The following is a 25,182-nucleotide window of genomic DNA, read 5'->3' as shown; positions in this document are numbered from 1 at the left end:
GTAGTTTGGTTTGAAGGCTAAGTTTATTACGATTCGAGCTGTTATAGACGAGGTGTTATGACTGTTTCTTATGTAGTCAGTGGTTTTGCTGTCGGTGTGCTGGTCGGATTGACCGGTGTCGGCGGCGGCTCGCTGATGACGCCCTTACTGACGCTGCTGTTCGGCATCCACCCCAGCGTGGCGGTCGGCACCGATCTGGCCTTTGCTTCGGCGACGAAGACGGCCGGCACGTTCGCGCATCGCTTCAAGGGCACCGTGCGTTGGGACATCGTGCGCCGCCTGTCCTACGGCGCCCTGCCCGCAGCCGTGGTCACCACGCTGCTGCTCAAGCACTTCGGCGCGGTGAGCGAGGGCATGAGCCTTGTCATCCGTTATTCCATCGCAATCTCCGTTTTCCTCACGGTGATCGCTTTGCTGTTTAAGAGTAAACTTCAGGTTTGGCTGAATGCCCATCCGGAGCGCCAGTTGCAAGGCCTCAAGCTGTCCCGGGCGACCATCCTGGCAGGCGCCGTGCTCGGCACGCTGGTGACGATCTCCTCGATCGGCGCCGGTGCGGTCGGCGCCACGCTGCTGGTGTTGCTGTATCCGCGCCTGTCGCCGGCGGAAGTCGCCGGTACCGACATCGCTTATGCGGTGCCGTTGACGGCGATTGCGGCATTCGGTCACTGGTGGCTGGGTTCGATCGACTGGAGCCTGCTCGGCGCGTTGCTGCTGGGCTCGGTACCGGGCATCACCATCGGCTCCTTCGCCGCGCGTGCGGTGCCGGAGAAATTTTTGCGTGGCCTGCTGGCGATTACGCTGACGAGCGTTGCCTTGAAGCTGATTTGGTAGGCTGTTTTTTTTATCACATGAAGTCTCCATGAAAGACTTCTGCAAGACGTTAACAGGGATGACAAGATGTACCGTTATGACCAATACGATCACCTGATCGTCAAAGAGCGCGTTGCCCAGTACCGCGACCAGGTCCGCCGCCGCCTCTCCGATGAACTGATCGAGGACGAGTTCCGCATCCTGCGCCTGCAGAACGGTCTTTACCTGCAGCGCCATGCGTACATGCTGCGCATCGCGGTTCCCTACGGTCTGCTGGCATCGCGCCAGGTCCGCATGTTTGCCCACATCGCGCGCAAATACGATCGCGGCTACGGTCACTTCACCACGCGTCAGAACATCCAGTTCAACTGGATCAAGCTGGAAGAATCCCCGGACATCCTGGCCGAGCTCGCAACGGTCGAGATGCACGCCATCCAGACCTCCGGCAACTGCATCCGCAACACCACTTCGGACGAACTGGCCGGCGTCGCCGCCGACGAGATCGTCGATCCGCGTCCTTTCGCCGAACTGATCCGCGAGTGGAGCACCTTCCACCCCGAGTTCGCCTACCTGCCGCGCAAGTTCAAGATCGCCATCAGCGGTTCCGAACAAGACCGCGCCGCGACCGCCGTGCATGACATCGGTCTGCACGTGATCAAGAACGACGCCGGCGAAGTCGGTTTCCGCGTACTGGTCGGCGGCGGCATGGGCCGTACGCCCATCCTCGGCAGCCAGATCCGTGACTTCCTGCCATGGAAACACGCGATGTCTTACCTGGAAGCGATCCTGCGCGTGTACAACCAGTACGGCCGTCGCGACAACATCTACAAGGCGCGCATCAAGATCCTGGTCAAGGCCATCGGCGCCGAAGAATTCGCGCGCCAGGTCGAAGCCGAATGGCAGGACATCAAGGACGGCCCGTCGACGCTGACCGAAGAAGAACTGCAACGCGTGGCGAACTACTTCACCGAGCCTGCATACGAAACGCTGCCGGCCAACGACGCCGAATACGAACGCCTGAAGGCCGAAGACAAGGGTTTCGCCAACTGGATCAAGCGCAACGTCAAGGACCACAAGGTGCCCGGCTATGCCGCCGCGATCCTGTCGCTGAAGAAGACCGGCGTGCCGCCGGGCGACATCACCGCTGACCAGCTCGACTTCGTCGCCGACCTGGCCGACCGCTACAGCTTCTCGGAACTGCGCGTCACGCACGAGCAGAACCTGGTGCTGGCCGACGTCAAGCAAAGCGAACTGTACGCGCTGTGGAAAGAAGCCAAGGCGCACGGTCTGGCAACGCCGAACATCGGCCTGCTGACCGACATCATCTGCTGCCCCGGCGGCGACTTCTGCTCACTGGCCAACGCCAAGTCGATCCCGATCGCGCAAGCCATTGCAGAACGTTTCGACAATATCGACTTCCAGCACGATATCGGCGACATCGAACTGAACATCTCGGGTTGCATCAACGCGTGCGGCCACCACCATGTCGGCAACATCGGCATCCTGGGCGTCGACAAGGACGGCGCCGAGTGGTACCAGGTGTCGCTGGGCGGCGCCCAGGGCAACACGTCCAGCATCGGCAAGATCATCGGCCCATCGTTCTCGGCGCATCAGATGCCGACCGTGATCGATCGCCTGCTGCAGGTCTATGTCAAACAACGCATCGAAGACGAACGCTTCATCGACACCGTGCGCCGCGTCGGCGTCACGCCGTTCAAGGACTTCGTCTATGCCACCCCGATCAAAGCTGGTCATGTCACCGGAGAAGACGTCTGTGCCTAATTCCACCCACATCATCAAAGACAAAGTCGTCATCAGCGATGACTGGACCGTACTGCGCCTGAACGAAGGCGAAACCCCGGAAGGCGTCGCCGTCCCGGAAGGCAAGATCATCGTGCCGCTGAAGGTATGGCAGGCGCAACGCGCCACGCTGCAAGGTCGCCCGGAACTCGGCGTCTGGTTCGCCAGCGACGAGCGTCCGGAAGCGTTGAAAGACGACCTGGCGCCGTTCAAGGTCATCGCCGTGGATTTCCCCAAGTTCGCTGACGGCCGCGGCTATTCGATCGCCTACAACCTGCGCGCCCGCCTCGGCTATACCGGCGAACTGCGCGCCGTCGGCGATGTGCTGCGCGACCAGTTGTTCTACATGCAGCGCGTCGGTTTCAACGCCTTCGCCGTGCGCGCCGACAAGGACATCCACGATGCATTGAAGGGCCTGACCGATTTTTCGGAAAAATACCAGACCTCATGGGATGAGAAGAACCCGCTGTTCCGTCGCGCCAAACGCGAGACGGTTGTTACCCGCGATTAAGAGCAAGTAAGCGTCATTTGAATCAAGGGAAGGAAGTAACGCCATGTCCGAACAAGCTTTGCAAGCGCTCATCGAAGCTACCCGCGCCACGCTGGAAAAGATCGCCGCCGACTACACGCCGGCCGTGTTCGCTTCCAGCATGGCGGCGGAGGACATGGTGCTGACCGACCTCATCCTGCGCGGCAAGCTGCAGGACAAGATCGGCATCTTCACATTGGAGACCGGCCGCCTGCACAAGGAAACTTTGGGCATGCTCGACCGCATCAAGGAAACCTACGATTACGACGTCACGCCGTTTCGTCCGGAACCTGCCGCCGTCGAACAGTATGTCAGCCAGAACGGGCTCAACGCCTTCTACGACAGCGTCGAGATGCGCAAGGAATGCTGCCGCATCCGCAAGATCGAGCCGCTCAACCGCGCGCTGGCCGGCAACAAATCCTGGATCACCGGCCAACGCCGCGCACAGTCGGTCACGCGCGCGGCGCTCGACGTGCAGGAAGACGATCCGGCACATGGCATGGCCAAGTTCAATCCGCTGGCAGACTGGTCGGAAGAAGACGTCTGGCAATACATCCGCGACAACCAGGTGCCGTATAACCCGCTGCACGACCAGGACTATCCGTCGATCGGCTGCGAGCCCTGTACCCGCGCCATCGAGCCGGGCGAAGACGTGCGCGCCGGCCGCTGGTGGTGGGAGAACCCTGACTCCAAGGAGTGCGGCCTGCATGTGGTGGACGGCAAGCTGATCCGCATCAAATCACAGACCGCGCCGGCCTGATTTTTTCCACGACAAACAACATGTCGATGCGCGGCCCTTGCCGGCCTCGCCGTACTCGATATTCCGATATCCGTTTTACATCCGACTTGAACCAAAGGTCATCGCATGAACACAGCAGTTGAACAACTCTTCCTGGACAACGCCAGCAGCCGTCATCTTGACTGGCTGGAATCCGAAGCGATCCACATCATGCGCGAGGTCGCGGCCGAGTGCAGCAACCCTGCCCTGCTGTTTTCCGGCGGCAAGGATTCCGTGGTGCTGCTGCGCATCGCCGAGAAGGCCTTCCGTCCGGGCAAGTTCCCGTTCCCGCTGGTGCACATCGATACCGGCCACAATTTTCCGGAAGTGATTTCCTTCCGTGACCAGCGCGCCGCCGAACTCGGTGAGAAGCTGGTGGTGCGTTCAGTCGAAGACTCGATCAAACGCGGCACCGTGCGCCTGCGCAATCCGCTGACCGATTCGCGCAATGCCGCGCAAGCCGTGACGCTGCTGGAAACGATTGAAGAATTCAAGTTCGATGCCTGTATCGGCGGCGCCCGTCGCGATGAAGAAAAGGCGCGCGCCAAGGAACGCATCTTTTCCTTCCGCGACGAGTTCGGCCAATGGAATCCGAAGGCACAACGTCCTGAACTCTGGGACCTGTACAACACCCGCGTGCATCCGGGCGAAAACATGCGCGTGTTCCCGATCTCGAACTGGACCGAGCTCGACGTTTGGCAATACATCGCCCGTGAAAAACTGGCGCTGCCACCGATCTATTTTGCGCACGAGCGCCAGGTGATTCCGCGCAACGGCCTGCTGGTGCCGCTGACCGACCTGACGCCGGCCAAAGAAGGCGAAACCGTCGAGAACCGCGTGGTGCGCTTCCGCACCGTAGGCGACATTTCCTGCACTTGCCCGGTGGCCTCCGATGCGGCTTCCGTGGAAGCCATCATCGCCGAAACCGCCGTCACCCAGATCACCGAACGCGGCGCGACGCGCATGGACGACCAGACCTCCGAAGCGTCGATGGAAAAACGTAAAAAAGAAGGATATTTCTGATGAATGCCGCTGTTGCCGAAAAAGATCTCAACGTAACTTCGCACGAACGCGGCCTGCTGCGCTTCATCACCGCCGGTTCGGTGGATGACGGCAAGAGCACGCTGATCGGCCGCCTGCTGTTCGACAGCAAGGGCATCTTCGCCGACCAGCTCGCGTCCATCTCGCGCGCCAAGCACAAGCGCACCGTGGGCGACACCATTGATTTGTCCTTGCTCACCGATGGCCTCGAAGCCGAGCGCGAGCAAGGCATCACCATCGACGTGGCGTATCGCTACTTCGCCACGCCCAAGCGCAAATTCATCATCGCCGACACGCCGGGCCACGAGCAATACACGCGCAACATGGTGACCGGCGCTTCGACCGCAGACGCCGTGATCATCTTGATCGACGTATCCAAGGTCAAGCTGAACGACGACGGCAGCGTTGAGCTGCTGACGCAAACCAAGCGCCACTCGACCATCGCCCATCTGCTGCAAATCCAGCACATCGTGGTCGCCGTCAACAAGATGGACCTGGTCAACTACGACCAGACCGTGTACGACCGTATCGTCGGCGCGTATCACGAATTCGCCGCGCAACTGGGCCTCAAGGATGTGCGTCCGATTCCGCTGTCGGCGCTGGCCGGCGACAACGTCGTGACCGCCGGCGACAATCTGTCGTGGTACAAGGGCCCGACGCTGATCGAGCTGCTGGAGTCGCTATCGGTGTATGAAGATGCCCACGAAGAACCGTTCCGCTTCCCGGTGCAACTGGTGGCACGCCACAACGGCCACGAAGCCAACGACTTCCGCGGCTACATGGGCCGTATCGAAGCCGGCAAGGTGAGCAAGGGTGACAAGCTGCTGGTGCAGCCGAGCGGCCAGAGCGCGACTGTGAAGGACATCCTGACGCTGGACGGCTCGTTGCAATCGGCCGCGGCCGGACAGTCGGTGACGATCTTGCTGGACGAATACCTGGACATTTCGCGCGGCGACATGCTGGCTTCCGCCGAGCAGGCGCCGACGCAACTCAAGACCGTCAACGCCGACCTGTGCTGGCTGTCCGAGGATGCGCTTGATCCGCGTCGCAAGTACTGGCTCAAGCACACCACCAAACAAGTGGCGGCGCGCGTGAGCAAAGTCGATACCTTGCTCGACATCAACACGCAGCAACGCCATCCGGCCGAGTCGCTCAAGCTGAACGACATCGCCCGCGTGTCGATCAATGTGCAGCAGCCGATTGCCGCGGACAGCTATGACGCCATCCGTGCCACGGGCGCCTTCATCCTGATTGATGAAGTCACCCACCAGACCGTTGCCGCTGGCATGATCCGCCTGGATGCCTGATAATCGCTGCTGTACCGTTTCACCCGCTCAGGCGGGCTGAAACGTACAGCAGCCGGTATGTGCCGGGCTGCGATTCTTATCTTTTTCAGCATGAGCTCAGCCCCAGCCAATCCAGTCAACGTGCCAACGCCTCCTGTTTCCATAAAACCCGTCGGCAAGGTCTATCTGATCGGCGCCGGCCCCGGCGCGGCCGATTTGATCACCGTGCGCGGGGCGCGTCTTCTCGCCCAAGCGGATGTCGTCTTGCACGACGCGCTGGTCACGGAAGAAATGCTGGCGCTGTGCCCGCAAGCCGTCAAGATCTCCGTCGGCAAACGCAGCGGCCAGCGCTCCACCGCCCAGCAAGTCATCAATGAACGCCTGATCGAATCCGCGCGCCAATACCGTATGGTGGTACGCCTGAAAGGCGGTGACCCGATGCTGTTCGGCCGCGCCGACGAAGAATTGCGCGCACTCGACAGCCAGAACATCCCGTACGAAATCGTCCCCGGCATTACCGCCGCACTGGCGGCGGCATCCTCGGCGCAACGACCGCTGACCAAGCGCGGCATCGCGCGCAGCGTCTCGCTGTTCACGTCCAGCACGGCCCCCGACGAGCCCAGCGAATTCATCATGCCCAACGGCGACACTTTGGTGCAGTACATGGGCGGCCGTGAAGCCGCCGCGACGGCGCAACGCTTGCTATCGCTCGGCTATGCCCGCACGACGCCGGTGGTGGTAGTGGAAAACTGCAGCCGCGACAACGAACGCATCCTCGATCTCGAACTCGGCACGCTGGAACAGGGACTGGCCCAGTGCAGCGGCCCGGTGCTCGTCATGATCGGCGAGGCGCTGGCAAGCCGTGACTGAACACCGTCTGACTATTTTTTCGAGCACATCCCCATGCACTTGCTACACGACCCCAGCGCGCCTGCAGCGCCGCTGATCACGTTCGACGATTTCCTCAAGGTGGATATCCGCATCGGTACAATCGTCTCGGCCGAAGCCTATCCAGAAGCCCGCAAACCGGCCTACAAGCTGAAAATCGACTTCGGTCCGACCATCGGCGTCAAGCAGAGCAGCGCGCAGATCACGGCGCTCTATCAGCTGGAGGAACTGGTGGGGAAACAAGTGGCGGCGGTAGTCAACTTTCCTCCCCGCCAGATCGGCAAATTCATGTCGGAAGTATTGACGCTGGGTTTCCCCGACGCACAGGGAGAAGTGGTGTTATTCGCGCCGGACCGGTCGACGCCGAACGGCGGTCGCTTATTCTGAATCGTTTGAACTGCTGATGCAATATTGCGCCAGCGCCTGCAGCACGCCGTCGTCTTCACCGGCCGCTGCGGCCACCTGAAAATCCACGCCGGGATGATCCCGGCGCAACTGTTCGATCAATACCGGCAGATCGCGCCGGACATGTCCGCCCTGCCCCAAAAATACCGGCACGATCGTCACCTGCTGTGCGCCGTCGGCGATCTGCTGCGCCGCCAGTTGCGGCAAGCCCGGGGACATCAATTCCAGGAAAGCCAACTCCACCACCACGTCCGGCAGGTTCGCCTGCGTCAGTGTGCGCAAACGCTTGAACGGCTCGGCCCAGTTGGGATCGCGTGCGCCATGTGCAAACAGGATCAGTGATTTCTTCATCATGGTCAGCGCCGCTCGACCCAACGCAACGCCACGATCGCCATCAACATGAACAGCGTGCTCGGCAGCGCGGCGGTCACCAGCGCCGGCCAGGTGTTGAGCAAGCCCAGATGCGAGAACAGGTTGTTGATCAACTGAAAGCTCACGCCGATCATGATGCCGGTGAAAATCTTCAGGCTGACGCCGCCGGTACGGAAATGCAGATAGGCGAACGGCAGCGCCAGCCCCATCATCACGAAGATCGATAGCGGATAGACGATCTTTTTCCAGAACGCGATTTCATAGCGCTCGGTGCGTTGGTTATTGGCTTCCAGATGCTTGGTATAGGCACGCAGATCATAGGCCGACATCCGATCCGGATCGGCGAACAGCACCGACAGGATTTCCGGCGTGACTTCGGAGACGAAACTGACCGTCTTGATCTTTGCGGTGGTGATCGGCGCAGTGATCGAGCTGACCTTCTCGTCGACGATGAAGGTCGTTTTCTGCACGTCGGACAATTGCCAGGTATGGTCGCCCTGGTAGTCGCCGCGCGCCGCGACGATCAGGTCGGACAAATGGAAGTTCTTGTCCAGTTCATAAATCTTCACGCCTTCCAGCCTGCCGTCAGTCTGGATACGCTGGATGTTGAGGAAGCGCGTGCCGATGACGTCGCCTTCCAGGCCCTTGCTCTTGATCACGTCCTTGGCCCAGAGGCCGGAACGGAACTGCTGCGACAGCGACGAACCCTGTGCCTGCAACTTGATCTTCTCGCCCAGCTCGGTGGCCTTGGGCGCCACCAGTTCGCCGAACAGGATGGTGACGATGGCGAAACCGAGGCCGACCTTGGCCAGCGCCTTGGCGGTCATGCGTGTCGACATGCTGGACACGCGCATGATGGTGAATTCGGAACTTGCGGCGAACTGCGCCAGCGCGTAAATGGTGCCGATCAGCACCGCAATCGGCATCAGTTCATACACATTGCCGGGCAAACCCATGATCACGTAGAGCACGGCGTTCTGCAGTTGATAGCCATTGCGGCCGACTGCTTCCAGTTGCCCCATCATTTCAAAAAATGCGAACAACGCGAGGAAGGCCGCCAGCGCGAATGCGACCGAACGGACAATCTCGGTGGTGATATAACGTTGCAGGACTCTCATCAGGCTTGCCGTTTCAGGAAAAGCGCACGCCGTACGCGAGACAACATGACTGCGGGGTGATAGTGGCTATTGACCTTCAGCCGCAGGAAGAACAGGCCGACCACCAGCAAGGCCACCACCAGATGCACCGGCCACCAGGCCAATAGGAACGACGTGCGGTTCTGAATCACGGAAGACTGCATCACGCTGACGGTGTTGCTGTAGACGACGAACAGCAGCAGTGCGACCAGCAGGCCCATCGAACGGCCCACGCGCGGATTGACGAAGGACAGCGGAATCGCCAGCAGCATCAGGGTCGAGGCCATCAGCGGCAAGGCCATGCGCCACAGCAGCTCTCCGCGCGTGAACTGGTTGTCCAGCGCCAGCAACTCCCAGGTCTGCAGCGCACGCGCCGACTTGTCGCCGGCGGCGGCTTGCGACTGCCCGCCCACCAGCAAGCCGTAGCGTTCGAATTCAACCATCTGGAAATCGGGCTGGGTTGGCATGCCGTCGTAACGGCGTCCCTTGGTCATGACGACGAATTTTTCGCCGTCCTTGTCGACTTCCATTTCGCCTTCCTTGGCGACCACGATGCTGTTCTTGCCATCGCGGAAGGTATTGACGAAGACGTTCTTGACCTTGTTGGCGTCGCCGGAAATACCCTCGACGAAGAAAATGCGGTTGGCAGTGGCGGACTCCTGGAACTTGCCGGGAGAGACACGTGCGATGTCTTCGCGCTTTTCAAAGCGTTCGCGGAATTGCGCACTCTGCTGGTTGGCCCAGGGAGTGGCGACGAAACTGAGCACTGCGGTCAGCAGGATGATCGGCCAGCCGAAGCGCAGAACCGGCCTGATCCAGCGCGTCAGGCTCAGTCCCGAAGCGAACCACACCACCATTTCGGAATCCTGGTAGCTGCGCGTGACCACCAGCAATACGGAAATGAAGCCGGTCAGGATCAGGATCACCGGCATGTAGTTCAGCGCCTGGAAACCGATCAGGGCGAGCACGTCCTGCGAGCTCACCTGTCCACCCGCAGCCTGACCAAGAATCTTGATCAGCATCACGGTGAGGGTGATTGTAAATAGCGTTGTGAACACTGCGCCGGCGGTGCTCATCAATTCGCGTCGAAGAGCGCGCTCAAAAATCATTCGGGGCTTATAATCGCAGAGGTAGATTGATGCAAACAGAAACTAGCAAACTAAGGACAAGCGATGGACTTTAGCATAAAAACATTGGACGCAAAAACCTCTGTCAACGCCGCCAAGACCGGCGTGCTCGTCGTCGGCGTGTTTGAAAACCGCAAACTGACACAAGCTGCACAAGCCCTGGACAAATCAGGCGCGATCAGCGACGCACTGAAATCCGGCGACATTACCGGCAAGCCGGGTTCCACCCTGCTGCTGCGTGGCGTGGCCGGCGTCGCCGCCGAACGCGTGCTGCTGGTCGGCCTGGGCGCCGATGAAGAAATTGCCGACAAGAGTTTCTCCTCCGCAACACAAGGCGCCGTACGCGCACTGACCACCGTCGGCGCCGTCGATGCGCTGATGGCGCTGCCGCTGGACAAGATCAAGGGTCGCGATGCGGCTTGGGCTATCCGCTCGCTGGTGCTGGCCGCACGCGACAACAATTACCGCTCTGACGTCCTGAAGAGCAAAAAAGATCCCGCGCCGACCGGCGTCAAAAAAATCGCAGTGGCAGTCTCCACCGCCGCCACTGCCGCCGCCAAGACCGGCCTGGCCGAAGCGGTTGCGCTGGCCAACGGCATGGAACTGAGCAAGGACCTGGCCAACCTGCCGGGCAACGTCTGCACCCCGACCTACCTCGCCAACAGCGCCAAGAAACTGGCCAAGGAATACAAACTCGGCGTCGAAGTGCTGGATCGCAAACAGCTCGAAGCGCTCAAGATGGGCAGCTTCCTGTCGGTCACCAACGGCAGCGACGAACCGCCGAAATTCATCGTCCTCAAGCATCTCGGCGGCAAATCCAAGGATGCGCCTATCGTTTTGGTCGGCAAAGGCATCACTTTCGACACCGGCGGCATCTCCCTCAAACCGGGTGCCGGCATGGATGAAATGAAATACGACATGTGCGGCGCCGCCTCGGTGCTGGGCACCTTCCGCGCCATCGCCGAGCTGCAACTGAAACTCAACGTCATCGGCGTCATTCCGACCTGCGAAAACATGCCGTCGGGCCGCGCCACCAAGCCGGGCGACATCGTTACCTCGATGTCGGGCCAGACCATCGAAGTACTCAACACCGACGCCGAAGGCCGCCTGATCCTGTGCGACGCGCTGACGTACGTGGAACGCTTCAAGCCCGCCGCCGTGGTCGACATCGCAACGCTGACCGGCGCTTGCGTGGTGGCGCTGGGTCATCACAATACCGGCCTGTTCACGCGTGAAGACGACGCCCACGACCAGCTCGCCAACGACCTGCTGGCAGCCGGTAAATCCAGCGGCGACACCGCATGGCGCATGCCGGTGCAGGACGCCTATCAGGAGCAGCTGAAGTCGAACTTCGCCGACATCGCCAACATCGGTGGCCAGCCTGGAGGCAGCGTGACGGCAGCATGCTTCCTTGAGCGCTTCACCAAGAAATACACCTGGGCGCATCTGGACATCGCAGGCACCGCGTGGCGCGGCGGCGCGACCAAGGGCGCCAGCGGCCGTCCGGTCCCGCTGCTGACGACCTTCCTGCTGAATGAAGCGAAGAAGTCGCAAAAAGCGCGCGCGTAAGTTGCACGTGTAAGTTCGCACGCTCCGCAATCAAGCCGTCATCCGCAAGATGACGGCTTTTTTATTGGGCATCGCGCTTCATTGCAGCAGCGGCAGCGGCAACGGCGGCGTCTGCGGGATGATGGCACGACGTCGGCGCAGCCTCGCCTGCAGCAGCGTCGCCAGCACCAAGGTCGGCAGCGCCGCGAACAGCATGTTCAGTTGATCGCCGTGACTGCGAAAATCAACTGGTCGCGCCAGGTGATACAGACAATTGACGAAGTCGCCGGCGGTGTTGAGCAGCGCCGTATTGGCGACGCCCGCAATCGTCGCGGCAATGAAGAACAACAGGTGCGCCACGATTGCCAGCAAGGCAATCGCGACGCAGTCGACGGACGATAATGCCGCTGTCCTGCCGCCGCTCACCGCATGCCCCATCCCGCGCATGGCGGCCCAGAAAGCCGTCAGTGCAAGATAGGATGGACCACACAGGATGCCTGTCGCCGCCAGTGTCTGCCAGATGCTGCCGCGGTCTTTGAGCATGAGGTGATCGAGTACCAGGATGAATGCAGTCAGCCCGGCGCCCATCGCCCACCAGCGGCGCCGACGGTGCTGCCAATACAACAACGCCGGCAGCATCGCAAACAGCACTGCCATCAGCGAAAAGTGCACAAGGCTCGCAACAGAGCCGCCCCCCGCAGCGAAATGAGGCAGCGTGAGAAAACCGCCAGGTGTCAGGCACAGGGATGTTTTGAACGGTGGCATCGGTGTCGGGAAATCAATCGTGTTTTTCGCTCAGCTCCGGCCACAGTTTGGCCCAGTCCTCGGGAAACAGGTCTTTGCGGGTAATCACGCCCTGCGAAACGCGTTCCAGACACACCGCGATCAGCGGCGAACACGGGCGATTGCCATAGCCGATCTGACGCAAGTAGTCGAACGAGGTCTCACAGTACGCAGCAAGCGCGGAGCGCCTGTCCATCGGAACGGAATTGAGATAGTCGATCAGTGTCATAACGACAATTTAGCATCTGCTACAGACAAGTCAAGCAAAAGCTAATTTACCAAATGCTAAATTTGCGTTCAAATGCAGGCATGGACATGCATGAACATCGACGGAAACGTTTGCTTGCGTTGATCGCGGATCGCTACGACGGCGACCGCCAACAGGTTTGCGACGCCAGCGGCATGAGCGAGTCGCGCCTGGCGCAATTATTGTCGTCCAGTTACCGGGGCGGCCAGGGCTTCGGCGAGAAGGCCGCCCGTGCGCTGGAAGAGCGTCTGCACCTCGATCCGCTGTATTTCGACCAGTTCGCCGTCGGCGAGATGACGACGCCCTATGTCGTGCGCCAAACACCGAAGACGGATGCGGACGACGCCGTCACCGTGCGCCAGGTTGTACTGACGCTGACCGCAGGCTCGGCGCGCACATCCATGCAAGAGATCGCGCCGACACTGTGCCTGTGGAGATTCCCGAAAAGCTGGCTCAAGGCACACGGCCTGCACGCCGACAAACTGTTCGCCGTCACCGTCACCGGCGCCGGCATGGCGCCGCGCTTGCATGAAGGCGATGTCGTGGTGGTCAATGGCGGCGACACTGCCTTGCAGGACGGCGCCGTGTATCTGATCAATTACCGCGGCGAAGCCATCCTCAAACGCCTGGCGCTGGACCTCGGGCGCTGGTTCATGACCGCCGACAACAACGCCGGCAAACGCTACCCTCGCCTTGAATTCGACCAGCCGGATTGCATCCTGCTGGGACGCGTCATCTTGCTCGCCAGCGAACGGATCTGATTCCGCTTTGCCCTCGCCACTTCATGGGTGCGGCATGTACCGCAAACTCCAGCTCCAGAACATCAGGCCCAGTACACTGACGGCGGCGCCCAGCGCGCATACGCCGCCCCATCCCCAGGCGGCAAACGCCGAGGTCGACAGCACCGCACCGGCGCCGCTGCCGACCGCATAAAAAATCATGTAGCAAGCCACAAGCCGGCTGTGCGCCGTCGCATTTGCGCGAAAAATCATGCTCTGGTTCGTGACATGGATCGCCTGCGCCGCCAGGTCCAGCAACAGCACCCCCGCCGCCAACGCCCACAGGCTCCACGACAGCAGCGACAGCGGTAGCCAGGCCGCGGCCAGCAACGCCAGCGCCACGCCGCTGGTCCACTGGCCGCGCCCACGGTCGGCCCAGCTGCCGGCCTTGGCAGCGCCCAGCGTGCCGACCACGCCGATCAGGCCGAAGGCGCCGATCGCGGCATGCGACAGCGAGTACGGCGGCGCACTCAGGGGCAGCACCAGGGCGCTCCAGAAGATGTTCAGCACGGCAAACATCAGCATTGCGATCACGCCGCGAATTTGCAGCACGCGGTCATGCAGCATCAGCGTCGCCATCGACGCCAGCAGTTGTCCATACGACAAACGAGTGACGCCGGCGTCCGCAGGACGCTGCGGCAGGCGGCCATGCAACAGCGCCAGCATCAGCAGCGCCAGCACAGCCGACACCGCGTACACCATGCGCCAGCCGGCGACGTCGGCGATCAGCCCGGCCAAGGTGCGCGCCAGCAGCAAGCCAATCACCACGCCCGCCTGCGCCGTGCCGACCACGCGGCCGCGCTCCTGCGGTGCCGCCAGCGCCGCCGCATACGAGATCAGTCCCTGCGTCATGGCCGTGCCAAGCATGCCCACCGCCAGCATGCCCACCAGCAGCCATGCCGGCGATGACGCCAGCCCGACGCCGACCAATGCGGCGAACAGCAGCAGCAACTGCGCCAGCGTCAGGCGACGGCGGTCCAGCAAATCCCCCAACGGCACCACCAGCACCAACGCCAGCGCGGAACCGAGCTGGGTTGCGGTCACCACCAGGCCGACCGCCGCCTGGCTGAAGCCAAACTCTGCCGCCAGCGCATCCAGCAAGGGCTGGGCGTAATACACGTTGGCGACGCTGACGCCGCAGGCCATCGCAAACAACAACACCATGGCGCGCGGCATCACCGCGGAGGCCCGCTCCGGGCCTGCCTCTTCGAATCGGCACGCATCTGCCCCGCCATCGTTTTGCGCCATTGCTTCGCTCCTTTTCAATTTTTACATGTGGTTTCAAATTAAAACCAGTTGAAGTGTAGGCGAGCGAGTTTTAAAATGCAACCATCAGACATGCACGAGGAAGCGGCAATACGATGGCCAAGCGGAAAAGTCTCATGAGCGATCCCTGCCCGGTAGCAAGGTCGATTGACGTGGTCGGCGACCGCTGGGCGCTGCTGATCATTCGCGATGCCTTCGACGGCATGCGCCGTTTCGGCGAGTTCCAGAAGAGCCTGGGCGTAGCCAAGAACATCCTGTCGGCGCGGCTGCGCGACCTGGTCGACGCCGGCATCCTCGACGTCGCCCCGGCCTCCGACGGCAGCGCCTACCAGGAATACATCCTCACCGCCAAGGGCAAGGAATTGTTCACGGTGTTGCTGGGCCTGCGCCAATGGGGCGAGGGTCATTTGTTCAAGAAGGGTGAATCCATCGCGCCGATGGTCGACCGCGACAGCGGCAAGCCGGTCCCGAAAATCGCTTTGCACACTTGTGAAGGCAAACCGCTGAAGCCGGAAAACGCCTTCGTCAAAAGAAAGGCCAGAGCTTGATGCCGCGGCCACTATTCGTGCAAGATGCGTCTTTAACGCGGCTGACAGTGCCGGCGACATCATCCCAATTTCACCCATCGAAAGCCAACATGAACAAAACCCTGCTGTGCGCCCTGCTCCTGTCGTTCGCCGGCCACGCCTCTGCCCAGCAAGCTGCGGAAGCCGACTTCCCCGACCACCTGCGCGGCGACATCGGCCCGGGCGTGTTCCGTCTCGAACGCAATATCCTCGGCAAGAGCGACGTCACCCAGGTGCTGCCGTACGCCTACTTCGACTACGGCCGCTTCTTCGCACGCCTGGATACCTTCGGCGTGAAAACGGTGAAATTCGGCGCCGGCTATCTGGAACTGGCGGCGCGCGTCAACTTTGACCACATGGACGCCGAACGCGGCCTGAACCGCCGCTCCAACTCCGTGCCGATCGGCATCGGCACGCTGCAGGAAACCCGCTTCGGCGCGTTCTTCCTGAATGCCTTCTACGACGTCAACAAATCGCACGGCACGCTGCTGGAAGCCGTCTACGCGGCGCAATTCGACCTCGGCCGCGCCAGCGTCTACCCGCAGATCGGCATTGAGCGCCGCAGCAGCTCCTACAACAACTACTTCTACGGCGTGACCGGCCAGGAATCGTCCGCCAGCGGTTTCCGCGAATATCATGCCGGCGCCTCGACCACGCCGATGCTGGGCCTGACCATCGAAATGCCGGTGGCCGAGAACTGGGTCGCCAACGTCACCTTCCGCCGCAAATGGCTGGGCAACGGCATCGCCAATAGTCCGATCGTCAACCACAGCACCGAGAACATGGGGCTGGTGGCGATCAACTATCACTTCAAATAATCTGGCTTCAGATGTACCGGGCGATGCAGGCAATCGCGGCATTGCTGGCGGGAATCATGATGAGCCTGCCTGCAACGGCATCTGCCGCACCGCCCGACACGGTGTATTTCCCGGGCGGCGACGGCACTGAACTGGTGGGGTATCTGTTCCATCCGCCTGGCAATGCCGGTCAGCAGCGCCATCCCGCCATCGTGATGCTGCATGGCCGCGGCGGCCCCTACTCCAGCAACGTCAATGCGGCATGCTCACGCATCGGCCGCGATATCAGCTCGCCTTGCAACACGGGAACGCTGTCGCAGCGGCACAAGATGTGGGGTGAATACTGGGCCGCGCGCGGCTACCTCGCGCTGCACGTCGACAGCTTCGGCCCGCGTGGACGCGCCCACGGCTACGGCAGAAACTCGCACGACCTGCCGGAACGCCAGGCCGTCAATGAACTGACCGTGCGCCCGCTCGATGCCGAAGCCGCGCTGGCCTATCTGGCCGCACGCGATGACGTGCGGAAGGACAGCATCATGCTGCAAGGCTGGTCCAACGGCGGCAGCACTGCACTCAATGTGATGTATCGCCAGGCGCAGGGGAATTCATCGTTCGCGGCTGCGCGCTTCCGGGCTGCACTGGTGTTCTATCCGGGCTGCGGTGCACGCGCGCTCCTGAGCCGGCGCTATCGCAGCGACACCGACGTCCTGGTGTTCCTCGCCTCCAACGATGAAGAAGTGTCGCCGCGCAATTGCCTGCGTGCGCTGCAAGCCAACAACGAACCCGGCAAGGTCAAGGTGATTGAATACGCGGGCGCGATGCACGACTTCGACGACCCCGGACGCGCACGGCAATCGGTTCCTGAAAATCGTGCGGCAAAAGAAGATGCCATGCGCCGGGCGGCGTTGCTGCTCGAAGAGTTCTCGAATTCCGCAAACCAGCCTGCCGTGCCGGATAATCGCAAGTAAAACTCATCATCCATCCGTCGGTGAAACTCACTCCACCGGTTCAGGCGCCTGATTTTTCAACGCCCCGGACAATACGGATTTTGGATCCTCTCCACGCGCGCAGACTCCGGCAACCGGGAAGGACACGTGCGACAGGCTATGGCCATCCGGCCCGCGTCCTTTCGCCTCAATGACTTCAACCCGATGACCGGCCGCCGCCAGCTTGTCGGCGAAACGTTTCTGCAAAAAGAACACGGTGTTGCGGTCCTCCGGATTGGCGATCAGGTAAAACACGCGCTGCGGATCGGCCACGACGGCGTCCACGTGATCGATGACCTCATAGGCGTCGCAATAATTGGTGACATCGCAACCGGGCCGTGAACGCATGTAGTTTTTGGCGCGCTTGATTTCCGCCAGCTCACTGACCGCATACACGCCTGATGACGCCGCCACGCACATCACGTCGGTGCGGCCCAGCGACAGCAACGCCGCTGCGGTATAAGCGCCGCCGGACTGCCCCGCCAGCACCACCTTTTGCATGCCATAGCGCGTCTTGATCGCATCCACGGCAGCGTTGAGTGAATACGATTCCTTGAGGCGTCTGCGCTGCGTGTGATCGCCTGATGAACCGTACACGCCGGGCCGCCCGATCAGTACGTACGGTACTCCGAACTTGCGGTAGTACGACTGTACGCCGTCGAGCAGTTTCTGCGGCGTGATTTTTCCGTAGTTGCCCAGCGGCGCCGAACCTGCCAGATGATCGCCGTGGAAATACATGACGGCGACATTCGGCTTTTCTTCCGGCGACAAACCGCTCGAGGGGTAATAGCGGATGCACTCCGTCCCGAGACGGTGTTCCACCCAAACCGCATTGGTCTGGCGCTCGCAGGCTTCTTTCGTGGAAGTGGTGCCGTATTGCAGGTCGCGTTCAAGAAATGGCCGGGCGTTTTCGTCGCCCGTGTCCTGCGCTAACGCTGCCGGGTTCGTCAGCATCGCGCCCAACAGCGCGGTCAACGACCAGAATCGCCTGTGGCCGCCAAACTCATCGAGTCTGCAGATTGTCGCGCAGAACGTTCTCATCCCATTCCCCTGAATTTTGTTATGCAGGCTATTTTAGCGGGAGTAAATGCAGGAGGAAGATGACCGCGGATCGAATGCGGTAATATTCCACTCCGCAGCCAACGTGCCGACGATTTCCGGCCGCGACAGTGCTCACAAACGCAGGGAACCGGCAGAAAGCCGGCAGAAAACAGCTATACCCACAAGGATTCGCAAACGCAATGAAGATCGCCACCTGCAATCGCGATTCATGTGTCACGACGTTTCAATACGTTTCACGCCTCGCTTAATCCCGCTCCAGCCCTTGTTCTCCAGTCTCACAGCGTGCCAAGATGCGCCCCTACATCTCACGCTTACTGGTAGCTAGGTGGGTAGCCAGAGTGGCTATTCGTTCTTAGCTACCCGCATTCACCTGGGGCGGCATGGCGAAACTCACTCACATTCTCAGCGACATTCAAATCAGAAATTGGATTTCGAAAGGCGCCCCCGTCGCTAAGTCGGATGGCGACGGCCTAACCTTTACGCTATCAGCTGCAGGAACCGCGACCTGGGTGCTTCGGTATCAAATCGGCAGAGGCCAGCGCCGAGAACTGACTATTGGCAACTACCCGGATATCTCGCTATCGATTGCCCGCGAAAAGGCTCGATCATATCGAGTCGCTATTGACGAAGGGCGTGACCCATCGATCGAAAAGCAGGAGGAGAAAAGCAGGATTCAAGCAGCCTGGACTATTGCGGATTTGCTCGAAGATTACCGTACGAAATGCCTGGTGGAGACAGATTTCGCTGTAAACACCATCAAGTATCGCAACTACGATTACGACCAAGTCGTCCTTCCGTTTCTGGGCTCACGGCAGGTACAACGCGTGACGCCGGTGGACATCGTTTCTATGCTGGCCGACTGCAACCGGACATGGACCATCACCAAGCGCATCCTGACCGCAACTTCGATGCTCTTTGACCATGCGTGCGGCCTGAAAATCACCCCGTCAAACCCGTGTGCCGGCATCAAGCTTTCCGCGATCAAGGGGCCGCGGCCAAAGGTTCGCAAGCGCGTAATGCTTCTGGAGGACGAGCTTAGAAAGCTTCTTCCGGACATTGATCTGATCGGAGTTGAGAACGCACTGGCGTTCAGAATCTTGCTGGCCACCTGCGTGCGTGGGATTGAGCTGGCCAAGGCTAAGAAAGAGGATGTATTTCTCGACCGCGGGCAATGGTGGATTCCTGACGAGTCCGTGAAAACAAGAAATGGATTTCTCGTTCCGCTCGTGCCGGCAGTCGTTGAATGGTTCCGAGAGTTAATTGAGATGTCCGGCGAATCCGAATATGTCCTACCTGCTCGACATGAGCGACGCCGACGCAATCAAGGCGGTGATACGCATGTGTCACCAACAACGCTCTGGGCCGCGATCACCCGCGCTTTTGATCGTCATGACATCGAAATCCGCAAGTTCACGCCTCACGACACCCGGTCGACAGCGAAGGGCCATATGCGCAACATGGGAATATCTAGAGAAGTTTCGGAGATAGCGCTTAACCATAAGCTGAAGGGAATGGAAGCGATTTACGACGTACGGGAGGAAATCCCAGAGCGTCGGCATGCATTGGAGAAGTGGACGGAATTTTTACTTGCATGCGAAACAGGAGAGCCAGTCCCGGCGGCACCTGGCAACGTCGTGCCCATAAGGCCTGCCGCGTGAATAGGTCAACGGCTCGAAGGTTTTATTCATTGCAAAATAGACAAACATTTACTTTCGAGAAATAGTCGATTGACCCTGGCCTATCGCTAGTTGCACAAACAAGTAAATGCTGCATATGTTGTAAATTGGGACCTATTCTCTTTTTAGACATATTTAAGTTCTTTGATATACTCGCGGGCATGAATAAATATCCCGGCATTTTAATAGTCTTCGACGGCATCGATGGAGCCGGCAAGACAACCCAAGTCCGCATGCTAGAGTCAGCGCTCGCCGGGATTGGGGAAAATGTCGTCCTGTCCAAAGAGCCTACAGATGGAACTTGGGGGAAAAAGCTGCGCGAATCGGCCTTCTCGGGACGGCTTCCTTTTGAGGAAGAGCTAGACGCTTTTATTCGTGATCGCCAGGAGCATTTGCAGACAAAGATTATTCCAGCCCTCCAAGCTGGAAGCGTCGTGATTCTCGACCGCTACTTCTACTCGACGATTGCCTACCAAGGAATTTTGGTCGAAGATCATCATTCTATCGAAGAGCGTATTCGCGCTGATGTCGTTGTGCCGGACGTGGCATTTTGGATGGACTTGCCGACCGAAGTAGCTGTTGGTAGAGTTAAGACCAGAGACGGAAAACTGAACGCTTTTGAGCGGCAAGATGATCTGGAAAAGGCCGCGAAGATATTCGAAGCTATTTCCAAGCACGACAATGCCGTCGTCAGAATTGAAGCTACGATGCCGATCCCTCTCCTTCACAAGACCATTTTGAATCATTTGGTAGAAGGTGCACTGAAAGCCAAGCGTTGTGCGAAGCCCTACGGCTGCGATGATCCGGTTTACTGCGGCCCACGCATGACCGATTCCTGCGATTGGGCCACCGCCACGCGGCGCCTCTACGCAGCCATGTAAGAGACACTCCACAACCATGCCAAACCGCCCCCAAGGCGGTTTTTTTACGCCTGCACAGGGCTACTGTCTTGCGGTAGAGTTCCGGGTGGGAGGGAATATGAAAACTTTGAAAATGGTCGTAGCGCTTTGCCTAGGCCTTATCTCTATTAACGTACAGGCCGCGACAGATTGGCAGGTCATCACATATACGGATTCTTATGTCGTAGCGATCGACAAAAATAGCATCGCGTCTACCGGCGCGTATAAAAAAGGATGGGTGCTTTATGATTACCAGAGCGAACAAGCAAGCGAGACGCCCTATCAAAACAAGAAATACAAGTCAGCACTTTACTTACAATATGTAAACTGCCCAGAAAAAACCCTTGCATCGAAAGAAGAACTTCTTTACTCGGGAAATCAGAAGCAAGGCGAGGTAGTTTCTACCAGGAGTGGCCAGCTTTCATCGGAAGCCTTCCGCGAAATTGTGCCTGACTCCATCGGTGAAGCCATCTTTGACTATCTTTGCAAAGCGAGAACGCAAGCAAAATCAAGAAAATAGAAGGCAATTCCACTTCCCAGCCCTCTAGCGTGGGCTTTTCTTACGCCTCGGCCTTTTAATACCGGCAATGTTATCCCCAATTTTTGTGCGTAAGCTTGTGGATAACCTGAGCGAATCCTACCTATCTCATTGATTTGATAGAACATCGCACCTGTGCATGAAAAAGCCCCGACGTTTCAAAGATGCCGAGGCTTTTACTGGGTGAACAAATCACGCCCTCACATTGAATTACGTCTTAACGCATTTAAGCAACCGAACACTTGCCGCCAGATTGGCAGTGCCGCCTGTAGAGGCTGTCTGTTCCGAGGAAAATGATCCTCGTCCTCCGTCCCCCGTTGCACCTGGTGCTGATGGTGCCGCGTAGCCATGGGTATGAGCTATTACCTGTCCGACTGTCTGGGTTCCGACGTTCGCATTCGCTTGCGACGATACGTAATCGGCAGGAAACCACGGTAGTCCGAACGTCGTGCTGCCGTCTCCAGTGCCCCAAGTGGTGCCGATAGCAGCGAAAAGTACTGCATATGTGGTCCGTGAAACGTTAGTTTGCGTTACCGGGCAAGCGAGATACCCTGCTGGCGCGGTCGTCCCCGCGAAGTCGATGATCGTTCCTGCCGGAATCGTTGACGCCAGAAGTGCTTCTACCTGTGCTTTCGTGATTGCATGATGGCTCTTGGTCGCATCGGCGATCTGCTGGGCACCGCCTTCGCATTCCAGGAGCACCCAACATAGAGCTCCTGAATTCAAAAGAGTGCCGATGTACGAAACCAACGTCACAATACCACCGGCGACGATTTCGTCACCCTGCAGCTGCTGAGCACCCAATCCGAAGATTGGCGCCGCGGCCAAGCCATCTGGTGCGTATGTCGCACTCGCGGGGTTGGTGGTGACAGCTACGAATGTCTGGATAATTCCATTAGTGGTGGGCAGCGCGCCCATAGGTACTGAGTTTGAAGCTGTATATGCTGTTGTCATTGTTATTTCTCACATAAGGCTAAGTTTCAACGGCTCGATCAAAATTGACCGGGCCATCAAATGTAAGGGAAAACTATGACATTTCCGTTACCGCACGGACATACTTTTGCGTATGCCGAAAAATTTGCCTGTAATCTCAACCAGACAATCTACATCCCGTTGAACGAACGTAAAAAAACTACCCATTTCCGGCTGCGGGCAAGTCCGCCCCGAAGGTAGGAGGACACGACTGTAAAATGCAATCCATGCAAACATTTGGAGAGGAACATTGCTTAAGCGCCTTCGCGACAACATTTGCAACAAGGGATGGCCAGCGTATATCGAGGTCCCGCTTGCCTCCGTCGTCTACCTGGTTGCGTTTGGTCTGGGCGTTCTGCTTTTCGGCCTTTGCTGCCTAGCGGTCTTCCTTGGAAGTTTGGCGGTGCGGGCTTGGCTCATCTCGCCATAGGAAAACATAACGTCGATGCAATAAGGAAAGCAATGGACGATGAATTAATGAGCATTGACGACATTGCTGAATTGCATAAATGCAGCCGGCAGCATGCACGCGATACCATCGTCAAGATTCCTGGATTTCCTGCCGAAGCGCCGACGAGCCGGCCACGTCACAAATTGTGGGTACGAGAAGAAGTCATCGCCTTTGTCACTCGACGGCCGAGCACCATTGAATAGATCGATAGGAGAGCGAATGTTTCTGACTGACGAAGAACTTGTCCGCTTAACCGGGCGGAAGATGAAGAGCAAACAAATCGAAGCGCTGCGAAAAATGGCAATTCCATTTTTTGTAAATGCGTTGGGACAGCCCATTGTCGCGAGAGCGCAGTTTGAACCTGGACAAAGAAATTCGGCGGCCGAGCCACCGCGTAAACCTTGGGTGCCGCGCGTCTTGCTGGCCGGTGAGTCAAACATTTGAGAGTAGAGGAAATCATCGTGCCAAGACTAATTCCTATTATGGAATGGGCCAAGCTTGTGTTTGGCGAATTCGCACCTCACCGCAACACGTTACATCGTTGGATACGAGACGGAAGAATCTATCCTCAACCGAAAATGGTTGGGAAGAATTGGTTTGTCTCTCCTGCTGCTGACTACACTGGCAATAAATAGGATGAAACATGTTTCTCAACGACGAAGAGCTATTGCAACTAACTGGAAAAATGCGCTCTCGCGCTCAACAAAAGGCGCTGAACCAAATGGGCATACCGTTCAAGGTCCGGGCTGATGGCCGGACGCTAGTTTTAATCACAGTTGTGGAACAACTTTTCGGCGCCACGAGCAAGAAGAAAGAGCGCGAGATCACCATGGACTTCTCTAAGGCTTAGCCAGAACACCCCCCGAAGAGCAAAGGAGTACCGGCTGGCATTCAGGGTGCGGCAGTAGTCTGATTACGCACGGGAATCTGAAAATGCACGCCAGTCAACCTGCCCATCGGCACCGCGAGGAAAATTGGGGTCGACATGTTCGCGCAACACCATTGAGGCTCCGCCTAGACCGATGTTCGACACCCTTGTTGCCGTTGCCCACGGCACCTGAGTGGTATCTATAAACAACATCTGCAACAACTGTGCACCCCGTGTAAAAAAGTCGATTTTTAATCTTATAGATCCGTTTACAGGATCCGGAAGAACCACCGATATCGGCATTGCAAAGCCCTTGCGAAGCATGTGCTTACCGTAGTTTTGTGTATAGGAGTTATATCTCTGCTGGTCCAGAAGCCCCGACACTGCTGCCGCTCGAATAACGTCGCTTACACCGTTCAAATCGGTAATGAGCACCTCAACATCAGGAATATTGTAGTCACCGGTATGGCTTATATACCCACTTCGCATGCGCGGACCCGTAGACAGGTCCGTTAAAAATAGATGACAGAAACTATCGCCGCCAGTTATATGGCCAACCAAATTTTGGGTTTTAGCGTCCAAGTCTCCAATCATGTCCTTGATGCGGCTTTCAATCGTTTTTAGCCCGCTTGCGGTTTGACGATTTTTTCTGACTCGATTGATGTTGTTTGTGAATAACCCAACAAACACGAATGTAGATCCCCATGTGCCGAGCAGGGTCGTCCAGACCGGACGTGGGCTAGTTTCGAAATAGACAACGAGAACCCAGATCACTGCCGCTATTGCTGGCGCTAAAAACTCAAGAAAAAGCTGCTTCGCAACTTGCCATCCCTCTTGCCAGCTCTCATTATTTATTTTCATGGCGTTGTGTTTTTTATGGACTGACACTCATTTTCGCATGAGATCGTAGCCAAGAATCAAAACGGCGCCGTCTGCGCTTTCTCTCCACACCGCCCGCGACCCCCTACGCCACAGGCTTTGAGGTCTAGATGATGTGATTGCCTTAGTAGACTTTATTGAGCGAATCCAATATCGTTGACGGTGTAGACAACCTTGCCAATACGCGCCGGCAAAGGAATTAAAACCTCCAAACGCGGGGGGCGTCGTACCGAATTAGATATCTTGCCGCCCCAATACTCGCGATAGTTTTGGATAGTCTGGATTGGATCGGAGGCAAAATCTAACCAGTTCATATCCAGTGTCCAGAATTTTGTGGCAAAGACTTCAAAAATACGTATTGGTTTGAGGGGAACAGGTGTTATCGACCGAGCAAACCATATAGCATCTTCGATAGTGTTTGCCCCAAACATTGATTGAAGTCGAGAGCTATAAAAATGAAAAGATGGATCTTTTTTAACCTCTTCCAATAGAGCCTCTCTTTTCGCAGCTGGAGATAGATCTTCAAATGGAGTCTCTACGATTGCGTCCCAATATGCATGTCCAAATCGCGATAGATCCATATTGTTGAGGACCACCATTTGACCTTCTTGCAAAGTACCCTCTCGATCAGCATGAAAGAAGCAATGCTCGGTAATTTGCATAGATATCCTTAATTTATTATGTAATGATTAT

The 25,182-nt window shown here is 58.4% G+C and carries 30 protein-coding genes; 20 read left to right on the top strand and 10 right to left on the bottom strand.

Translation table 11 applies throughout. The features are described from left to right. Positions 1–57 precede the first annotated feature (57 nt). From ACIROY_RS12365 to ACIROY_RS12330, 8 genes are all read left to right on the top strand, one after another. Positions 58–831, top strand: coding sequence for a sulfite exporter TauE/SafE family protein (locus ACIROY_RS12365; protein WP_402272787.1), 774 nt, complete (start codon positions 58–60; stop codon positions 829–831). A gap of 66 nt (positions 832–897) precedes the next feature. Then, entirely contained in the window at positions 898–2,592 is a 1,695-nt protein-coding gene (locus ACIROY_RS12360) for a nitrite/sulfite reductase (protein ID WP_402341798.1), read from the top strand. Beyond that, positions 2,585–3,121 (top strand): DUF934 domain-containing protein, encoded by a 537-nt coding sequence (locus ACIROY_RS12355; RefSeq protein WP_402341796.1) that lies wholly within the window; start codon positions 2,585–2,587, stop codon positions 3,119–3,121. Before ACIROY_RS12360 ends, ACIROY_RS12355 begins: the two co-directional genes overlap by 8 nt. Positions 3,122–3,164: 43 nt before the next feature. Continuing rightward, entirely contained in the window at positions 3,165–3,899 is a 735-nt protein-coding gene (locus tag ACIROY_RS12350) for a phosphoadenylyl-sulfate reductase (RefSeq protein ID WP_402341794.1), read from the top strand. Between the two features lie 105 nt (positions 3,900–4,004). Next, a complete protein-coding gene (gene cysD / locus ACIROY_RS12345) occupies positions 4,005–4,940 on the top strand; it encodes a sulfate adenylyltransferase subunit CysD (protein ID WP_402272795.1) in 936 nt (311 codons plus the stop codon). After that, positions 4,940–6,265: a sulfate adenylyltransferase subunit 1 gene (locus ACIROY_RS12340; RefSeq protein ID WP_402341792.1), complete on the top strand. Its 1,326-nt coding sequence runs from the start codon at positions 4,940–4,942 to the stop codon at positions 6,263–6,265. Before cysD ends, ACIROY_RS12340 begins: the two co-directional genes overlap by 1 nt. A 90-nt stretch (positions 6,266–6,355) precedes the next feature. Next, positions 6,356–7,114 (top strand): uroporphyrinogen-III C-methyltransferase, encoded by a 759-nt coding sequence (cobA, locus tag ACIROY_RS12335; RefSeq protein WP_402341790.1) that lies wholly within the window; start codon positions 6,356–6,358, stop codon positions 7,112–7,114. Positions 7,115–7,147: 33 nt separating this feature from the next. Next, positions 7,148–7,519, top strand: coding sequence for a tRNA-binding protein (locus ACIROY_RS12330; protein WP_402272802.1), 372 nt, complete (start codon positions 7,148–7,150; stop codon positions 7,517–7,519). Here the strand turns inward: ACIROY_RS12330 and ACIROY_RS12325 are convergent. Genes ACIROY_RS12325 through lptF form a run of 3 tightly spaced genes read right to left on the bottom strand, consistent with a single transcriptional unit; the run spans position 7,511 to position 10,154 of the window. Next, positions 7,511–7,888, bottom strand: a complete 378-nt coding sequence (locus ACIROY_RS12325) for a sirohydrochlorin chelatase (RefSeq protein ID WP_402273817.1) — start codon at positions 7,886–7,888, stop codon at positions 7,511–7,513. The two genes, ACIROY_RS12330 and ACIROY_RS12325, sit on opposite strands and share 9 nt — an antisense overlap. A gap of 5 nt (positions 7,889–7,893) precedes the next feature. Further along, positions 7,894–9,027 carry an LPS export ABC transporter permease LptG gene (lptG, locus tag ACIROY_RS12320; protein WP_402341788.1) on the bottom strand — a complete coding sequence of 378 codons (1,134 nt, stop codon included), beginning with the start codon at positions 9,025–9,027 and terminating at the stop codon, positions 7,894–7,896. Continuing rightward, positions 9,027–10,154, bottom strand: coding sequence for an LPS export ABC transporter permease LptF (gene lptF, locus ACIROY_RS12315; RefSeq protein WP_402272807.1), 1,128 nt, complete (start codon positions 10,152–10,154; stop codon positions 9,027–9,029). Before lptF ends, lptG begins: the two co-directional genes overlap by 1 nt. A gap of 63 nt (positions 10,155–10,217) precedes the next feature. Here lptF and ACIROY_RS12310 point away from each other — a divergent pair, with 63 nt between their 5' ends. Next, positions 10,218–11,741 (top strand): leucyl aminopeptidase, encoded by a 1,524-nt coding sequence (locus ACIROY_RS12310; protein ID WP_402341786.1) that lies wholly within the window; start codon positions 10,218–10,220, stop codon positions 11,739–11,741. Between the two features lie 78 nt (positions 11,742–11,819). On the opposite strand, the gene ACIROY_RS12305 is transcribed toward ACIROY_RS12310, so the two are convergent. Continuing rightward, on the bottom strand, positions 11,820–12,377 hold the full coding sequence (locus tag ACIROY_RS12305) for a hypothetical protein (RefSeq protein WP_402341784.1): 558 nt from the start codon (positions 12,375–12,377) through the stop codon (positions 11,820–11,822). A 121-nt stretch (positions 12,378–12,498) separates the two neighbouring features. Continuing rightward, positions 12,499–12,732: a transcriptional regulator gene (locus ACIROY_RS12300; RefSeq protein WP_402272815.1), complete on the bottom strand. Its 234-nt coding sequence runs from the start codon at positions 12,730–12,732 to the stop codon at positions 12,499–12,501. Positions 12,733–12,842: 110 nt separating this feature from the next. On the opposite strand from ACIROY_RS12300, the gene ACIROY_RS12295 reads away from it, so the two are divergent. Then, positions 12,843–13,511 (top strand): helix-turn-helix transcriptional regulator, encoded by a 669-nt coding sequence (locus tag ACIROY_RS12295; RefSeq protein ID WP_402341783.1) that lies wholly within the window; start codon positions 12,843–12,845, stop codon positions 13,509–13,511. A gap of 21 nt (positions 13,512–13,532) precedes the next feature. Here ACIROY_RS12295 and ACIROY_RS12290 read toward each other — a convergent pair whose 3' ends face one another. Further along, positions 13,533–14,777 (bottom strand): MFS transporter, encoded by a 1,245-nt coding sequence (locus ACIROY_RS12290; protein WP_402341781.1) that lies wholly within the window; start codon positions 14,775–14,777, stop codon positions 13,533–13,535. Between the two features lie 113 nt (positions 14,778–14,890). Between ACIROY_RS12290 and ACIROY_RS12285 the strand changes: the two genes are divergently transcribed. The 3 genes from ACIROY_RS12285 to ACIROY_RS12275 all read left to right on the top strand — a co-directional run bounded on the left by ACIROY_RS12285 (position 14,891) and on the right by ACIROY_RS12275 (position 17,126). Continuing rightward, entirely contained in the window at positions 14,891–15,343 is a 453-nt protein-coding gene (locus ACIROY_RS12285) for a winged helix-turn-helix transcriptional regulator (protein WP_402341779.1), read from the top strand. Positions 15,344–15,432: 89 nt separating this feature from the next. Beyond that, positions 15,433–16,179: a MipA/OmpV family protein gene (locus tag ACIROY_RS12280; protein ID WP_402272823.1), complete on the top strand. Its 747-nt coding sequence runs from the start codon at positions 15,433–15,435 to the stop codon at positions 16,177–16,179. Positions 16,180–16,235: 56 nt separating this feature from the next. Then, positions 16,236–17,126, top strand: coding sequence for a dienelactone hydrolase family protein (locus tag ACIROY_RS12275; RefSeq protein WP_402341778.1), 891 nt, complete (start codon positions 16,236–16,238; stop codon positions 17,124–17,126). Between the two features lie 27 nt (positions 17,127–17,153). On the opposite strand, the gene ACIROY_RS12270 is transcribed toward ACIROY_RS12275, so the two are convergent. Continuing rightward, positions 17,154–18,119, bottom strand: a complete 966-nt coding sequence (locus ACIROY_RS12270; protein WP_402341776.1) for an alpha/beta hydrolase family protein — start codon at positions 18,117–18,119, stop codon at positions 17,154–17,156. A 467-nt stretch (positions 18,120–18,586) separates the two neighbouring features. Here ACIROY_RS12270 and ACIROY_RS12265 point away from each other — a divergent pair, with 467 nt between their 5' ends. From ACIROY_RS12265 to ACIROY_RS12255, 3 genes are all read left to right on the top strand, one after another. Then, a complete protein-coding gene (locus ACIROY_RS12265) occupies positions 18,587–19,864 on the top strand; it encodes a tyrosine-type recombinase/integrase (RefSeq protein WP_402341775.1) in 1,278 nt (425 codons plus the stop codon). A gap of 179 nt (positions 19,865–20,043) precedes the next feature. After that, entirely contained in the window at positions 20,044–20,763 is a 720-nt protein-coding gene (tmk, locus tag ACIROY_RS12260) for a dTMP kinase (RefSeq protein WP_402341774.1), read from the top strand. Between the two features lie 97 nt (positions 20,764–20,860). Continuing rightward, positions 20,861–21,301 carry a surface-adhesin E family protein gene (locus ACIROY_RS12255; protein ID WP_402341773.1) on the top strand — a complete coding sequence of 147 codons (441 nt, stop codon included), beginning with the start codon at positions 20,861–20,863 and terminating at the stop codon, positions 21,299–21,301. Between the two features lie 228 nt (positions 21,302–21,529). Here ACIROY_RS12255 and ACIROY_RS12250 read toward each other — a convergent pair whose 3' ends face one another. Continuing rightward, on the bottom strand, positions 21,530–22,273 hold the full coding sequence (locus ACIROY_RS12250) for a phage tail protein (RefSeq protein ID WP_402341771.1): 744 nt from the start codon (positions 22,271–22,273) through the stop codon (positions 21,530–21,532). A gap of 480 nt (positions 22,274–22,753) precedes the next feature. On the opposite strand from ACIROY_RS12250, the gene ACIROY_RS12245 reads away from it, so the two are divergent. Genes ACIROY_RS12245 through ACIROY_RS12230 form a run of 4 tightly spaced genes read left to right on the top strand, consistent with a single transcriptional unit; the run spans position 22,754 to position 23,592 of the window. After that, positions 22,754–22,945, top strand: coding sequence for a hypothetical protein (locus ACIROY_RS12245; protein ID WP_402341769.1), 192 nt, complete (start codon positions 22,754–22,756; stop codon positions 22,943–22,945). A 16-nt stretch (positions 22,946–22,961) separates the two neighbouring features. Further along, the gene (locus ACIROY_RS12240; RefSeq protein WP_402341767.1) at positions 22,962–23,186 is read left to right on the top strand and encodes a DUF4224 domain-containing protein; all 225 of its coding nucleotides are present in this window, start codon (positions 22,962–22,964) and stop codon (positions 23,184–23,186) included. A gap of 38 nt (positions 23,187–23,224) precedes the next feature. After that, positions 23,225–23,377, top strand: a complete 153-nt coding sequence (locus ACIROY_RS12235; RefSeq protein WP_402342020.1) for an excisionase — start codon at positions 23,225–23,227, stop codon at positions 23,375–23,377. Between the two features lie 8 nt (positions 23,378–23,385). Continuing rightward, the gene (locus tag ACIROY_RS12230) at positions 23,386–23,592 is read left to right on the top strand and encodes a DUF4224 domain-containing protein (protein WP_402341765.1); all 207 of its coding nucleotides are present in this window, start codon (positions 23,386–23,388) and stop codon (positions 23,590–23,592) included. Positions 23,593–23,655: 63 nt separating this feature from the next. Here ACIROY_RS12230 and ACIROY_RS12225 read toward each other — a convergent pair whose 3' ends face one another. Both ACIROY_RS12225 and ACIROY_RS12220 read right to left on the bottom strand, forming a co-directional pair. Next, a complete protein-coding gene (locus ACIROY_RS12225; protein ID WP_402341763.1) occupies positions 23,656–24,471 on the bottom strand; it encodes a hypothetical protein in 816 nt (271 codons plus the stop codon). Between the two features lie 152 nt (positions 24,472–24,623). Then, a complete protein-coding gene (locus tag ACIROY_RS12220; protein ID WP_402341761.1) occupies positions 24,624–25,151 on the bottom strand; it encodes a hypothetical protein in 528 nt (175 codons plus the stop codon). Between the last annotated feature and the right edge of the window lie 31 nt (positions 25,152–25,182).

This window comes from Herbaspirillum sp. NPDC101396 (assembly GCF_044767365.1).
Taxonomy (GTDB): Bacteria; Pseudomonadota; Gammaproteobacteria; order Burkholderiales; family Burkholderiaceae_D; genus Herbaspirillum.
This window is presented reverse-complemented; position numbering and strand designations above follow the sequence as displayed.